Annotated in this window: 10 protein-coding genes; 8 read left to right on the forward strand and 2 right to left on the reverse strand. The window is 65.0% G+C overall.

The window, feature by feature from the left end; all coding sequences use genetic code 11:
- Position 1 precedes the first annotated feature (1 nt).
- From BDD21_RS07915 to BDD21_RS07940, 6 genes are all read left to right on the forward strand, one after another.
- Positions 2-1,279 carry an ATP-binding protein gene (locus BDD21_RS07915; RefSeq protein ID WP_120796692.1) on the forward strand — a complete coding sequence of 426 codons (1,278 nt, stop codon included), beginning with the start codon at positions 2-4 and terminating at the stop codon, positions 1,277-1,279.
- Complete coding sequence (locus tag BDD21_RS07920; protein ID WP_120796693.1) at positions 1,276-4,557, forward strand: DUF499 domain-containing protein; 3,282 nt, start codon at positions 1,276-1,278, stop codon at positions 4,555-4,557. Before BDD21_RS07915 ends, BDD21_RS07920 begins: the two co-directional genes overlap by 4 nt.
- 254 nt (positions 4,558-4,811) lie before the next feature.
- Positions 4,812-5,423, forward strand: coding sequence for a guanylate kinase (gmk, locus tag BDD21_RS07925; RefSeq protein ID WP_120796694.1), 612 nt, complete (start codon positions 4,812-4,814; stop codon positions 5,421-5,423).
- A 224-nt stretch (positions 5,424-5,647) separates the two neighbouring features.
- Positions 5,648-5,950, forward strand: coding sequence for a DNA-directed RNA polymerase subunit omega (gene rpoZ / locus BDD21_RS07930; RefSeq protein WP_007193609.1), 303 nt, complete (start codon positions 5,648-5,650; stop codon positions 5,948-5,950).
- Positions 5,951-6,061: 111 nt separating this feature from the next.
- Positions 6,062-8,281 (forward strand): RelA/SpoT family protein, encoded by a 2,220-nt coding sequence (locus tag BDD21_RS07935; protein WP_120799816.1) that lies wholly within the window; start codon positions 6,062-6,064, stop codon positions 8,279-8,281.
- 311 nt (positions 8,282-8,592) lie between these two features.
- Positions 8,593-9,009 carry a DUF2384 domain-containing protein gene (locus BDD21_RS07940; protein WP_120796695.1) on the forward strand — a complete coding sequence of 139 codons (417 nt, stop codon included), beginning with the start codon at positions 8,593-8,595 and terminating at the stop codon, positions 9,007-9,009.
- 358 nt (positions 9,010-9,367) lie between these two features.
- On the opposite strand, the gene hemF is transcribed toward BDD21_RS07940, so the two are convergent.
- The gene (gene hemF / locus BDD21_RS07945; RefSeq protein ID WP_120796696.1) at positions 9,368-10,300 is read right to left on the reverse strand and encodes an oxygen-dependent coproporphyrinogen oxidase; all 933 of its coding nucleotides are present in this window, start codon (positions 10,298-10,300) and stop codon (positions 9,368-9,370) included.
- Positions 10,301-10,453: 153 nt separating this feature from the next.
- Here hemF and BDD21_RS07950 point away from each other — a divergent pair, with 153 nt between their 5' ends.
- Positions 10,454-11,020 (forward strand): hypothetical protein, encoded by a 567-nt coding sequence (locus tag BDD21_RS07950; protein ID WP_120796697.1) that lies wholly within the window; start codon positions 10,454-10,456, stop codon positions 11,018-11,020.
- Positions 11,021-11,044: 24 nt separating this feature from the next.
- A complete protein-coding gene (locus tag BDD21_RS07955) occupies positions 11,045-13,507 on the forward strand; it encodes a penicillin acylase family protein (protein WP_120796698.1) in 2,463 nt (820 codons plus the stop codon).
- Here BDD21_RS07955 and dtd read toward each other — a convergent pair.
- The gene (dtd, locus tag BDD21_RS07960; protein ID WP_120796699.1) at positions 13,504-13,941 is read right to left on the reverse strand and encodes a D-aminoacyl-tRNA deacylase; all 438 of its coding nucleotides are present in this window, start codon (positions 13,939-13,941) and stop codon (positions 13,504-13,506) included. The two genes, BDD21_RS07955 and dtd, sit on opposite strands and share 4 nt — an antisense overlap.
- Positions 13,942-14,058 lie beyond the last annotated feature (117 nt).

The raw sequence follows: 14,058 nt of genomic DNA on the forward strand, positions 1-14,058 counted from the left end.
GATGTTTGCCGACCCGCAAGAACTGCTCCGCCACATTGCCTTAGGGGAAGATTCGACGCTCGAGCTCAAGGAGGTCCGCGTGGAGTCCGGCCGAGTCGTTGCCCCCCATCGCAATGGATTGGCTGATGAGCTTGCCGCCTTCGCCAATGCGCAGGGGGGCATCTGTGTTCTGGGCGTGGAGGATGGCTCGCGCAGAATCCTCGGCATCGCGACGGAGGATCTCGATCGCGTCGAGCAGCACATCCAAGCCGCTTGTCATGATTTGGTCGAGCCCCCGCTTGCGCCTCACATCGAACGTATGTGGATACCCGATGACCAGGGTGGCGGGCAGGCGGTGATCAAGATCGAGGTGCCACGCAGCCTGTTTGTCCACCGCAGCCCTAGCGGTTATCTGCTGCGTTCGGGCAGCACGCGCAGGCAATTGACGCCGGAGCAATTGGCTCGGTTGTTTCAGCATCGCAGCCAGACCGGATTGATCCGTTTCGACGAGGAGATCGTCCCGGGTGCCGAGTTGAATGCGCTCGGCGCGCCACTGTGGCGTCGCTTCAGGCCCGCGCGCTCGAGGGATACGCAACCGGTGTTGCTCGGCAAGCTCGGTATGGCCCGTCAGGATGAATCGGGACTCTGGCGGCCCACGGTGAGCGGGATCTTGATGGCCTGCGCCGATCCATGCCGATTTTTGTCCAGCGCTTACATCCAGGCGGTTGCCTATCGCGGGACCACGGTGGTTCCGTTCGACGACAACGACATGTATCAGCTCGACGCGCGGGACCTCACCGGCCCACTGGATGCACAGGTCATCGAAGCCTGCCGCTTCGTTTACAGGAATATGAAGGTCGGTGCGGTGAAACGGACCGGTCGCAAGGATTTGCCGCAATTCGACATGACCGCGGTGTTCGAGGCATTCGTGAATGCCGTTGTGCACCGCGATTATTCCTTGCATGGATCGAAGGTTCGCCTGCGCCTGTTCGCCGATCGATTGGAGCTGTATTCGCCGGGCGGGCTGCCCAATACCCTTGACCCGGAGAGCCTGCCTTACCGTCAGGTCGCGCGCAACGAAACCTTGGCCAGTTTGCTCGCGCGTTGCCCGATACCAACGGATGCCGGCTGGATCGAAACGAATCGCACGACGTTCATGGACCGGCGTGGCGAGGGTGTGCCGGTGATTCTGGCACGTAGCGAGAAGCTGTCGGGCCGTATACCCGAGTATCGCCTCATCAACGACAGCGAGCTGCTGCTGACCATTTACGCCGCCAATCGCGGAGGCGAAACCCAATGAAGCGAGGCAACACCAAGCCCTGGCACCAGGTCGTGCAGTTGCGCGACGACATCACCAACCAGGAACTATCGCAGAAGCAGTTTGCCGCCGACCTGTACGACGTGGTAACGGGCCGCAACCCGGGCGTGTACCACGACGCCGAGGAGTTTTTCGCGCTCACGTACCCCACGGTCAAGCTGCGCGATCTCGCGCGGGACGTCACGCACCGCTTGGCGGGCAAGTCCGAGAAGGCGGTGCGTCAGCTGCACATGACCTTCGGCGGCGGCAAGACGCATTCCCTCATCACGCTGGTGCATCTGGTTCGTGATCCCGCGACCCTGCCCGATATCCCGGCTGTGCAGCAGTTCAAGGCGCACTGCGCGCTTGAAGGGGGCTTGCCCAAGGCACGTGTGGCTTCGGTGGTGTTCGACCGGCTGGACGCGGAAAAGGGCATGGAAGTCACCGCGCCCGACGGCAGCGCGGCGACGGTCAAGATGCCCTGGAGCGCGATTGCGTGGCAGCTCGCCGGCCCGGCCGGCATGAAGCTGCTGAAGGACGACGGCACAGAGCGCGCCACACCCCCTGCGACCGGCGTGATGGAGGACCTGCTCAAGCTCGCACGGGATGACGGAGCGGGTGTGCTGATCCTGTTCGATGAGGTGCTGTGGTTTGTGCGCGTGATGGCGGACGTCGACCCCGCGTGGATCGGTCGCATGCGTGAGTTCATGCACAGCCTGACCCAGGCGGTGGCCAAGGTGCCGCAGTGCTGCCTGGTGGCCTCGCTGCTGGCGTCCGACCCCGGCAAGATGGACGAACTCGGCAAGCAGATCAGCAAGGAGCTGTATGACGAGTTCAAGCGGGTGGCCGACGAGGGCATCCAGCCGGTCGAGAGCCAGGACGTGCCGGAGATCCTGCGGCGGCGCCTGCTCAAGCTGGAAAGCTACACCGACCGGTCCGAGTGGCCCAGCCAGGTGTTCGGCGCGCTCAACGGGGTGCAGGGGATCGACGACTACACGGCGAAGAACCGCGCAGCCGAGGAAAAGCGCTACACCGACGCCTACCCCTTCCATCCTGCGTTGATCGAGACCCTGTATCAAAAATGGACGCAGCTCGAAGGGTTCCAGCAGACGCGCGGCATCCTCAAGACCTTGGCCTCGGCGCTGCGCGACGCGGTCAAGTGGGACCGGCAGCCGCTCATCGGCGCGCAGATCTTCCTGGTTGAACCGCAGGCCGATGGGCTGAGTGTCGCGGCACGCGAGCTGGCGAACGTCGCGCAGCTGGAGCAGTACGAAGGCCGCCGCCAGAACTGGACGGCCATCCTGGAGGCTGAGCTGGGTCACGCACGCAAGGCCCAGGACCGTTTGTACGGCGTCCAGCAGCGAGAAGTCGAGCAAGCGGTGATGGCGACCTTCCTGCACTCGCAGCCCATCGGTCAGCGTGCCACCACGCGTGATCTCAAGGTGCTGATTGGCGTTGGAGCGCCTGACCGGATCGAGTTGGACAAGGGCTTGTCACGCTGGTCCGACGGCTCCTGGTATCTCGACGATACGTTCACCGGCGACCGCGAGGGTGGCTTGCCGAAGGTGTGGCGTCTTGGGTCCAAGCCGAACCTGAAGCAGATGCACCACGATGCCCGCCAGAACGTCAGCGCCACCCTGGTTGATGAGGTTCTCGAGAAGGAGATTCGCGGTGCGGGCAAGCTGACCGAGAGTGCGCGCGGCGCCGGTGCCAAGGTACACGTGCTTCCGGCGCGCCCTGCCGACATCGAGGACGACGGCGAGTTTCACTACGCCGTGTTGGGCCCGAAGGCGGCGAGCAACGGAAAGCCCAGTGCCGAGGCCAAGCGCTTCATCGATGAGACGACCGGTCCCGAGAAGCCGCGTGCGCAGAATCGCAATGCGGTCGTGCTCGCGGTGCCGTCCAAGGATGGCATCGACGTGGCCCGCGAGAAGGTCCGCGACCTGCTCGGCTGGGAGAAGGTCCGCGAAATGCTAAAGGAGCGCAGCGACATCGACACGGCTGCGACGACTCGCCTGGAGGGCAATGTTCGCGCCGCGCGCGGCGAGATGGTGTCGCAGATCGTCATGGCCTACAGCATCGCCGTGACGGTCAACGACAGCAACGAGGTGGCCGCGTACCGCATCAATGTCGACAACGATCCCTTGTTCCCCAAGATGGTGGCGGACAAGCGCCTGCGGATCGAGAGCACTGCAGTGAACGCCGAGGCACTGCTGCCCGGCGGGCCTTTCGACCTGTGGAGTGCCGGCGACAAGGCGCGTTTCGTCAAGGACCTTGTCGGCGCCTTCGCGGCCACGGCCAGGCTGCCGAAGATGCTGAATCGAGAGGCCATTCTGGAGACGCTGCTCCAGGGGTGCGAGGCGGGTGAGTTCGTGCTGCGGATCACGCGAGCCGACAAGTCGACTCGGACCTTCTGGAAGTGCCGCCCTGATGACAACGCGATCCAGGACTCGAGTCTGGAAGTCGTCCTCTCGGATGCCGCAGTGCTCTCTGAATTGGATCCGCAGCTCCTGGCACCGGGCAATCTGCCCGGGCTTTGGGGCAAGGAGCCGGTGAGCCTTGCCGATCTGTCGGCGTACTTTTCCGGCAAGTACTTCGTTGACGTGGACAAGGGCGGCTACACCGAGAATCTGCTGATCCCGGCCGCAACTCTGCAGGCGATCACCGATTCGGTCACAAGCGCCGTCAAGGCCGGCCGGGTTTGGCTGGTCAACGGGACGGTCAGTGTGCTGGCGGAGGATGTCCCGACCGGCTTCGTCAACGACACGGCGCAACTCTTGTCGCCGCCCCTTCCGCTGGCCAGCGTCGACGTCCTGTCGGCGCAGTTGCCCGCGGCATGGCAGGGTGAAGCAACCAACGCGCACCATATCCATGTTGCGCTGTCGTCGAAGGTAGGCAAGGTGTTGCCCTGGACGCGGGTCGTCGGCGCACTGACCGAGGCATTCAGGCTGGGGTTGATCGAGCGTGCCGTCGACTCCGGCGCATGGCCATGCGATCTCGGCGGTGCCGCGGCGGTCAAGATCGTGGCGGGCAAAGGCGAGGCCAAGGAGCCGACTTCGCCTGATCGGTATGGATCGAAGGCGGCCACCGCCGATCTCCAGACCCATGAGGTGCAGGATTTCGCCGACAACATCGACGCCCTGCGTGAGGCGACGGCCGGTCATGTGCTGCGAATTCGAGTGACGGTTGAGATCGGCGACGGCGGCCAAATCGAGCAAGCGGTCTTGGATAAGGCAAACGCGATCCTTGCGCAGGTCAAGGCGGGTTGGAAGACCGAATAGCAGACACGCAGGAAGGGATGGATATGCGTTTGACCCGATCTTACGGGTGATCGAGCCGGATCTGCGTGCGCGCCCGGCGCGCACGCGATATTCTCATGAGGTCTTTCCGGGTCGCCGGGGTTGCGTTCAGGCCGGCCTGTCGTGCCTCGTCTCGACATTCGAAGTCATTCCGGGTGCCCAGGCAGTCCCGCATCCGTGCGGCCGCGGCAGACATCGGTCGAAAAACCACTCTCTATAAGCAGTCGAGCGCATCCATGAGCGAAGGCATCCTCTTTATCGTCTCGGCCCCTTCCGGCGCCGGGAAGACCTCATTGGTGAAGGCGCTCTTGGCGCGTGATCCGGGCCTTTCGCTGTCGGTCTCCTGTACGACGCGTGCGCCCCGCGCCGGTGAGCAGGACGGTGTCCACTATCACTTCATCGATCAGGCGCGGTTTCGGGAGTCGGTGGCCGCGGGTGCGTTTTTGGAGCATGCCGAGGTCTTCGGCAATCTCTACGGGACGCGCGAGGCCGATGTCCGCGAGGCACTGGCTGCCGGGCGGGATTTGATCCTGGAGATCGACTGGCAGGGCGCGCGGCAGGTGCGCGAGCGATTTCGCTCGGCGGTCGGGATCTTCGTCCTGCCGCCTTCGATCGCGGAGCTGGAGCGTCGTCTGTGCGGGCGGGGAACCGACAGCGATGCGGTGATCGCGGGTCGGATGGCCCAGGCGCGCGACGAGATGGCGCATGTCGAGGAGTATGCCTATCTGGTCGTGAACGACCTGTTCAACACGGCCCTGGATGCGCTGGCTGCCATCGTCCTCGCCGAGCGTCAGCGTTTCGAGCGGCAGCGGCCGCGGCTGGGGTTCCTGCTCGATGCCATGACCTGATGCGTGCGCAGGGCGTGCAATGCGGTGAAGAATCCGCGTGTGCTCGGTATATGTTAGGCTCTTAGCACAAGGCTGCCGCGTGGGCGGTCGGCTCGGAGGGGCATGAACGGCGCGCCCGTCCGCCTGTCGAAGAACGACGAGTCCTCGCACCCGCGTCCGTCGCATTCCCGGTTCTTTACGCCGGCGCCCCCGAATTTTCGAGACCCCGATGGAGATGATTTCGCATGGCCAGAATTACCGTTGAGGACTGCCTCAATCACGTCGACAACCGCTTCGACCTGGTGCTGCTCGCAACCAAGCGTGCCCGCCAGTTGGCGAACGGCGTCGAGCCGATCCTGCCGTGGGCCAACGACAAGCCCACCGTGATGGCGCTGCGCGAGATTGCCGCGGGCCATATTTCGACCGCGATGGTGCAGGCCGCGCAGCGCGAGATCGACGAGACCACGGCCGCCTTGGAGCAGGCACTCGCCGAGGAGTTGGCCTCCGAACTCGGCGAGGCGGAGCCCAAGGGCGATCCGCGCGAGTAGAACCTCGATGCGCACGGACGAGACGCGGCGAGACACCGGAGAGCGCGGTCGTTCTGCGGTCGGCGGCCGGGTGCTGTGCGCTTCGTCATGAGCCCGTTCGATGCCGGATCCATGCAAACCGCCCTCCTCCCCGTCGTTGCCCCGGCCACCGAGCACCCGATTCAGTCCGCCGTGGAGGCATCCGACCGCGCGCCCGTGGCCCGTTATTTGATCAGCGACCTCTGCACCTATCTCGAGACCTATCTCCCGCCCGAGCAGGTCAGCGAGTTCTATCGCGCCTATCTGTTCGGGGCCGAGGCGCACGAGGGTCAAAGCCGCAAATCGGGTGAGCCCTACATCTACCATCCGGTCGCGGTCGCGCGCATCCTGGCCGAGATGCACATGGACTATAAGTGCCTGATCGCGGCCCTGCTGCACGACGTGATCGAGGATACTCCGGTCGAGAAGGAGCAGGTCGCGGAGGTCTTCGACGAGGAGATCGCCGATCTCGTCGACGGGGTGAGCAAGCTCTCGCAGATCGAGTTCGAGTCGCGTGCCGAGGCCCAGGCGGCGAGCCTGCAGAAGATGCTGCTCGCCATGACGCGCGACATCCGCGTCATCCTGATCAAGCTCGCCGATCGTCTGCACAACATGCGTACGCTCGGGTCCATGCACCCGGATGCCTGCCGACGGATCTCGCGCGAGACGCTCGACATCTTCGCCCCCATCGCCAACCGTCTCGGGATCAACCGCGTCCGGGTCGAGCTCGAAGAGCTGGGTTTCCTGCACCATTGGCCTTGGCGACGTCACGTCATTCAACGCGCCTTGCAGAAGACCTGCGGTGCGCGCGTCGAGATGGTCGGCACCGTGGAGACGGCCCTCAAACAGGCCCTGCATCAGGAGGAGATCCACGGTGAGGTCGATGGCCGGCGCAAACACCTCTACGGCATCTATCGCAAGATGCGCGAGAAGCGCCGAGCCTTCTCGGAGGTGGTGGACGTCTTCGCCTTCCGGGTGACGGTGGATCGGGTCGACACCTGTTATCGCGTGCTCGGGCTGGTCCACAATCTCTACAAACCCGTGCCGGGGCGCTTCAAGGACTACATCGCCATCCCCAAGGCGAACGGCTATCAATCGCTTCACACGGTGCTCATCGGCCCTCAGGGCATCCACATCGAGATCCAGATCCGCACCGAGGACATGCAGCGCATGGCCGAGTCCGGGATCGCCGCGCACTGGCTCTACAAGAGCGGCGAGCAATCCACGGCCAAGGCCACGACACTGGCCTCGGAGTGGTTGCAAAATCTCCTCGTGATGCAGCGTGCGGCCGGCAATTCGGTGGAGTTCCTCGACCACGTGAAGATCGACCTCTTCCCCGACGAGGTCTATGTCTTCACGCCCAAGGGGCGGATCCTGACGCTCAAGCGGGGTGCAACGGTCATCGACTTCGCCTACGCAATCCATTCGGATGTCGGCAACACCTGTGTCGCTGCGCGGATCGACCGGCGCATGGTCTCGCTGAGCACGCATCTGCGCAGCGGCCAGACGGTGGAGATCATCAACGCACCCGGCGCCAAGCCGAATGCGGCCTGGCTGAATTTCGTCGTGACCGGCAAGGCCCGCGCGAGCATCCGGGGCTACCTGAAGAACCTCAAACAGCGCGAGGCCCAGGTGCTGGGACGGCGCTTGCTCAGTGCGGAACTCGGCACATTCGGGGTGGATCTGGACAGCCTCGACCCGGTCCGTGTCGCGGCCTACCTGGAAGAGGCCAATCAGCGCACCCTCGACGACCTGCTCGGTGATATCGGACTCGGGAATCGTCTGGCCGCATTCGTGGCGCGTCGCTTGGCCGGGGGCGATGACGACGAGGCGACCCAAGCGATGCAGGCCGACAAGAATCTGCATCCCCACCGTCTGGCGATTCGCGGTACCGAGGGGATGGTGGTGAGCTTCGCGCGCTGCTGTCGGCCGATCCCGGGCGACACCATCGCCGCGCTCTTCAGCCCGGGCCGCGGAATCGTGGTCCATCGCAGTGAATGCCGCAACCTCGGCAGCCTTGAGACCAAGCGCGACAAACGTCTGGATGTCGAATGGGCCAACGAGCCGGACGGCGAGTTCCCGACCGAGATCCGGGTGGAGATCGGCAATCGACGCGGCGCGCTTGCGATCGTCGCCGGCGCCATCGCCGAGCTGGGCTCGAACATCGAGAACGTCCACTCGCGCGAGAAGGACGGCATGACCACCGCGTTGGAGTTCCTGATCCTCGTGAAGGGCCGTGTGCATCTCGCACGCATCATGCGCCGCCTGAGACAGATCCCGCTCGTCCTGCGCATCACCCGCGTCCCGCGCTGACCCTCGCAGATCTTCCCGTAGGATGGTTAGAGCACAGCGAAACCCATCCTCCCCGCTCCAACGCCGAAGTCCCCACTCCCGGCCAGGTAGAGCACAGCGAAACCCATCCTCCCCGCTCCAACGCCGAAGTCCCCACTCCCGGCCGGGTAGAGCAAAGCGAACCCCCACAGCGCCGAGCCGGATATCGGGTGACGGGTTGCATCCGAAAGCCGTCGGCGCCACCTCCCTCACCAGTAACGCGGTTGGAAAGCGTCCGACCTGCGATCACTCCACGGTGCGCCCGCGAGCGCGCTTCAGACAAGGGCCGACTCATGTCCGAACTTACGCTCGACGAGCGCTGCTCGCTCACGCGCCGCATCATGTCGCTTCTGGAAGGCTGGAGCCTCGGTGCGAGCGATATCCTGGTGCTCCTTCAACTGCCGGCAAGCATCAAAGCGCGCAACCTCTCGCGCTATCGGGACGAGGAGTGCTTTCCGGATGATCCGGAGGTCAATCGGCGGCTCTCGTATCTGGTGCGAATCGAAGACGCGCTGCACACCTACTTCCCGCGCAACCCGGAGATGCGTCACCTCTGGGTCAAACGCGCCAACAAGCAATTCAATAAACGCGCGCCGATCGCCGTGATGGTCGAGGACGGCGAGAGCGGGTTGATCTCCGTCCTGTCGCATCTGGACTGTACATTCGCTTGGGATATGACGGGGTCGAAGGCCGAATACGGCAAGGGCTAAACCGCGTCCAGAGCGATACGCGTCATTTTCACTTTGCGTTTGGCTTTGGAGATATCCTCGATTTCAGTGAGACGCGGTTTAAAAAATAAATCTTTTGAATACCTTAAACCGCGCCAGCTCCGACAGTCGTCGGAGCTGGCGCGGCCAAGCCATTTCAACGAATGACGCATACCGCACCGGGCGCGGTTGAACTGCTCGCCTTTGCTTCCTGGTTCGTCAAGACCGGTCGGGTTTTCGAGCCAGAGTGGATGATCCAGTAGGGTAGAGACGCGAAGCGCAATTCACCAACGCCGTTGCAGGGAGGGGTGGACTGCGCTTCGCTTCTCCACCCTACCGTTCCCAAGAGCGCTCGACCGCATCAAGCCGCGGGTGGATGGTCGGCAAGCCAGTCGCGCGGCTTGAGGAAGCGCTCGTAGAGTTCGGCCTCCGGGCTGCCGGGCTCCGGGCGAAAGTCATAGCGCCAGCTCACCTCCGGCGGGAGCGACATCAGGATCGACTCGGTGCGTCCGCCCGATTGCAGCCCGAACAGGGTGCCCCGGTCGTAGACCAGGTTGAACTCCACATAGCGCCCGCGGCGGTACTTCTGAAAGGCGCGCTCCTCGTCGCCGTATTGCTTCGCCCAGCGGCGATTCACGATGGGCAGATAGGCCGGCAAATAGGCCTCCGCGACGCTGCGCATGAAGGCGAAGCTGTGATCGAATCCTCCTTCGCTCAGATCGTCGAAGAAAAGACCGCCGACCCCGCGGGGTTCCTCGCGATGTTTGAGATAAAAATAGCGGTCGCACCAATCCTTGTAGCGCGGATAGACGTCCTCGCCGAACGGCAGGCATGCCTCGCGCGCCGCGCTGTGCCAGTGGCGCACGTCCTCCTCGAAGCCGTAATAGGGCGTCAGATCGAAACCGCCGCCGAACCACCAAACCGGCTCGGCGTCGGGTCGCTCCGCGATGAAGAACCGCACGTTCAGATGCGAGGTCGGCACATAGGGGTTCTGCGGATGCACGACCAAGGACACGCCCATCGCCTGGAATCCGCGCCCGGCCAGCTCGGGCCGATTCGCGCTCGCCGAGGGCGGCAGGCGCTCGCCGAAGACGTGCGAGAAGTTGATGCCGCCGCGCTCGAAGACGGCTCCGTCCTGCATGATGCGCGTGCGTCCGCCACCGCCGCCCGGTCGCTCCCAGGCGTCTTCGCGGAAGCCTGCTCCGCCGTCGGTCTCGCGCAACGCCGCGCAGATGCGGTCCTGTAGATCGAGCAGATAGGTCTTGACGGCGTCGGCGTCGGGTCGATCGGACATCGCGGCAACTCCTCGCAGGTGCGGTTATGATGAGACGGCTGGTCGGATAGTACCGAATGTTGATCCATTGAGGTCCCCCTCGCCGAGCTCGAATTGATTGGACCCTCGGTCCTTCGAGTCCCGCGAGCCATAACACCATCAGGAGACAACCCGATGTCCATCGCCCTGCGCTCGCTGCTGATTGCCCCCGTACTTCTCGCCGGCTCCGCTCTCGTCGCGGCCGATCAAGCCGTCGACTTTCTGTCCTTTCGGTCGTCGGTCCCGGATGCCTGGGTCGCCGAGACGCCCAAGAGCGAGATGCGCCAACTCCAATTCAAGGTGCTCGCGTCCCCCGGCGACGAGGTCGGCGACGGGGCCGAGTTTGTCGTCTATTTCTTCGGACCCGATCAGGGCGGGACGCTGGAGGCCAACATCGAGCGCTGGCAGTCGCAGTTCCGAGGCCCCGACGGTGCGCCGGTCGAGCCGACCGTCACGCAGATCGGTACGGAGGCGATCCCGGCCACGCTGGTCGAGCTGCGCGGCAGCTACGGTCGCAGTGTCGGCATGGGTCCGGGCGACGACGTGCAGGCGGATCGGATGCTCCTTGCGGGTGTCATCGAGACACCCGACGGCAACCTCTTCCCGCAGATGCACGGCCCGGCGGAGCTGGTCGCCGCACAACGCGAGGGCTTCGTCGCGTTCGTGAAGGGAATCCAGCCGGTCGGCCAGACAACGCCGTAAGCCAAGCTTCGGGAGTCAAGCCGCATGCCACGTCGGATCCTGTTGCTCATCGTCGCGATCCTGGTCATCGGCCTTTCGGCCGGCGCCGTCGGTTTGGTGTGGATCGCCAAGCGCGGCGAGCCGAGCTACGCGGGCAGCCTGGCCATTCCGGGGCTTGAAGCCCCGGTGCGTGTTCGCTACGGACCCCACGCCATCCCGACGATCGAGGCCGACAGCGTACATGATCTGTTGTTTGCACAGGGCTATGTCGTGGCACGCGAGCGGATGTGGCAGATGGATTTGCTGCGCCGTCTCGCCGGCGGGCGTCTGGCGGAGGTATTCGGACCCTTGGTGTTGCCGGCGGATCGCTTCTTTCGCACCATGGGGCTCGATCGCGAGGCCGAGCGCAGTCTGGCTGTGTTGAACCTCGAGGAGATGTCTCTCCTCGAGTCCTATGCGGCGGGCGTGAACGCCTATCGCACCGAGGCGGCGGCCGAGCGTCGCCTGCCGCTCGAGTACCTGGTCGTGCGCGCCGAACCCGCGCCATGGACCCCGCAAGACAGCCTTCTGATCGGCGGCTACATGGCCTGGACCCAATCCTACAACCTTCGCGCCGAGCTGACCTTCCTGCGTCTGGCGGCCCGGATCGGTCCGGAGCGGGCGCGCGAGCTCTTTCCCACCGATGCCGGTATCCCGGCGCCGGAGGTGTCGCCCGAGCTGGTGCGTGAGCTGGCGCTGGAGCAGGGGCGGACTCGAATGCGCGGCGACCGGCATGGGCCGACGATCGAGCCCGTGCTGGAGATCGTCGCCCGCCTCGGCCTGCCCTTGCCCGCGGCGGCGAGCAACGGCTGGGCGGTGAACGGGCCGCGAACGGCGAACGGCGAGGCATTGCTCGCCAACGACCCGCATCTGGCCGGTTCCATGCCCGGAATCTGGTACCTGCTGGAGCTGATTGCACCGGACCTGCATGTCGCCGGGGCGAGCCTGCCCGGTGTCCCCCTGGTGATGATCGGGCACAACCGGGATCTCGCCTGGGGCTTCACCAGCACCATCGCCGATACGCAGGACATCTTCGTCGAGCGTCTCATGGCCGACGGCACGAGCGTCGAGCGGGCAGGCGGACGATCCGAGCCGATCACGATTCGGGTCGAGCGCATCTCGGTCAAGGGCGCTGATCCGGTCGACCTCGTCATCCGCTCGACCGACAACGGCGTGATCGTCAACGACATCCTGGGGCCGATCACCAAGACGCCGATGGACCTGCCGAGCCTGGACACGCCCCATCTGCTGGCCTTGCGCGAGACCAATGATCTCCCGGATCGCGCCTTCGCCGGGCTGCTGCGTCTCAACCGGGCCGAGACGCTCGAGGAAGCCGGCGAGGCCATCCTGGAGTTCAAGCACGTCGTTCTGAACCTCATGTCGGCGCACCGCGACGGCGGCATCGCTCTGCAGGTCAGCGGGGTCCTGCCGCAGCGCGGCAAGGGCTCGGGCGCTTTTCCCTCGCCGGGTTGGGTGGACGGCTATGCCTGGCAGGGGCTCGTGCCCCAGAAGCACAACCCGCAGCGCGTTGATCCGCCCGGTGCGGCCTTGATCACCGCCAACAACCGCATCGTCCCGGTCGAGTATCCGGTGACCATCAGCAACGCCTGGATGGCGCCTTTTCGGGCCGAGCGCATTGCCGAGCGGCTCGATGCGGCAGGTTCCTTGACGCCCGAGGCGATGGCGCAGATCCAGACCGATCGCATCAGCACTCACGCACGGCTCGCCCAAGCCGCCCTGCGCAGGATCGCGGTCGAGCTCCAGGCGGTCGATGAGGCCGCCTGGCGTATCGCCGCCGAAGAGCTGCTCGATTGGGATGGCGACATGGCGGGTTCCAGCCGGTCCGCGGCCTTCTACGCCATGCTCGAGCCCGCGCTCTACAGGGCGCTTTACGAAGACGAGCTGGGCGAGGATCTCGAAGCCATGGCCGCGATGGCCATGTTTGCCTACAGCCCCTTGCAGGAGATGCTCCGCAGCGGCCGGTCGAGCTTCTGGGACGATGTGACGACGTCCTGGACCGAGGGTCCGGCCGAGATCTGGGCGCGGGCGCTGAGGGCCGCCAAGGCGGATCTCGATGCCCGGATCTCCAACCCGGAGGATGCGCGTCTGGACCGGATTCGCACCCTGACCTTCCCGCATGCCTTCGGTACTCTGCCGCTCGTCGGGCGTCTCTTCAACGTCGGTCCGATCGGTGTCGGCGGGGGTGCGGATACGGTGAACGTTATGAAGCCGATGCCGCTCGCGCCCGAGGAGTCCGTCTTTATCCCCTCAATGCGGGTCGTCTACATCCCCGCGAATTGGGCAGGTACCCGCGGCGTGCTCCCGCTCGGCCAGTCCGGACACCTCTTTTCGCGCCACCGAACGGATCAACTCGATGCTTGGCTGACCGGCGCCGCCTATTCGTGGCCCTGGAACGGGCCGAGCGAGCAAGAGACGATCGGTGTTCTGATGCTGGCCCCGGGTCTTTAGGTTTCCAGCCAGAAGGTCACGGGTCCGTCATTGACTAAGCCGACCTGCATGTCTGCGCCGAAGCGCCCGGTCGCGACTCGGGGATGAGCCGCGTGAGCCCGCGCGACAAGCGCGTCGAACAAGCGCTCGCCTTCCTCCGGCGGTGCGGCGGAGGTGAAGCTCGCACGGGTTCCTTTGCGGGTGTCTGCAGCGAGTGTGAATTGCGGCACCAGCAGCAGGCCGCCGCCGATGTCGCGCAGGCTGAGGTTCATGCGGTCGTCGGCGTCCGGGAAGACCCGATAACCGAGCAGGCGCTCCAGCAGGCGTTCTGCGCGGGCGGTCGTATCGCCCCGCTGCACGCCGACCAAGACCAAGAGGCCGCGCTCGATGGCGCCGATCGTCTCGCCGGAGACCTCGACATGAGCGTGGGAGACACGTTGCAGTAAACCGATCACACTGAATCGCGTCCGGAGTGGCAAGCTACTTTAGTGGGTTGGGCCGCACTTGTCTTGATCCACGACATTAAACCGCGCCCGGTGCGGTATCCGTCATGTGTTGGAATGGCTTGGCCG

Source organism: Thiocapsa rosea, assembly GCF_003634315.1.
Classification (GTDB): Bacteria; Pseudomonadota; Gammaproteobacteria; order Chromatiales; family Chromatiaceae; genus Thiocapsa; species Thiocapsa rosea.

Excerpts from the sequence above, each read along its gene's own strand:
- BDD21_RS07935 (WP_120799816.1), top strand. The coding sequence starts at position 6,062 with ATGCAAACCGCCCTCCTCCCCGTCGTTGCCCCGGCCACCGAGCACCCG.
- BDD21_RS07915 (WP_120796692.1), top strand. The coding sequence starts at position 2 with ATGTTTGCCGACCCGCAAGAACTGCTCCGCCACATTGCCTTAGGGGAA.
- gmk (WP_120796694.1), top strand. The coding sequence starts at position 4,812 with ATGAGCGAAGGCATCCTCTTTATCGTCTCGGCCCCTTCCGGCGCCGGG.
- BDD21_RS07940 (WP_120796695.1), top strand. The coding sequence starts at position 8,593 with ATGTCCGAACTTACGCTCGACGAGCGCTGCTCGCTCACGCGCCGCATC.
- hemF (WP_120796696.1), bottom strand. The coding sequence starts at position 10,300 with ATGTCCGATCGACCCGACGCCGACGCCGTCAAGACCTATCTGCTCGAT.
- rpoZ (WP_007193609.1), top strand. The coding sequence starts at position 5,648 with ATGGCCAGAATTACCGTTGAGGACTGCCTCAATCACGTCGACAACCGC.
- BDD21_RS07920 (WP_120796693.1), top strand. The coding sequence starts at position 1,276 with ATGAAGCGAGGCAACACCAAGCCCTGGCACCAGGTCGTGCAGTTGCGC.
- BDD21_RS07950 (WP_120796697.1), top strand. The coding sequence starts at position 10,454 with ATGTCCATCGCCCTGCGCTCGCTGCTGATTGCCCCCGTACTTCTCGCC.
- BDD21_RS07955 (WP_120796698.1), top strand. The coding sequence starts at position 11,045 with ATGCCACGTCGGATCCTGTTGCTCATCGTCGCGATCCTGGTCATCGGC.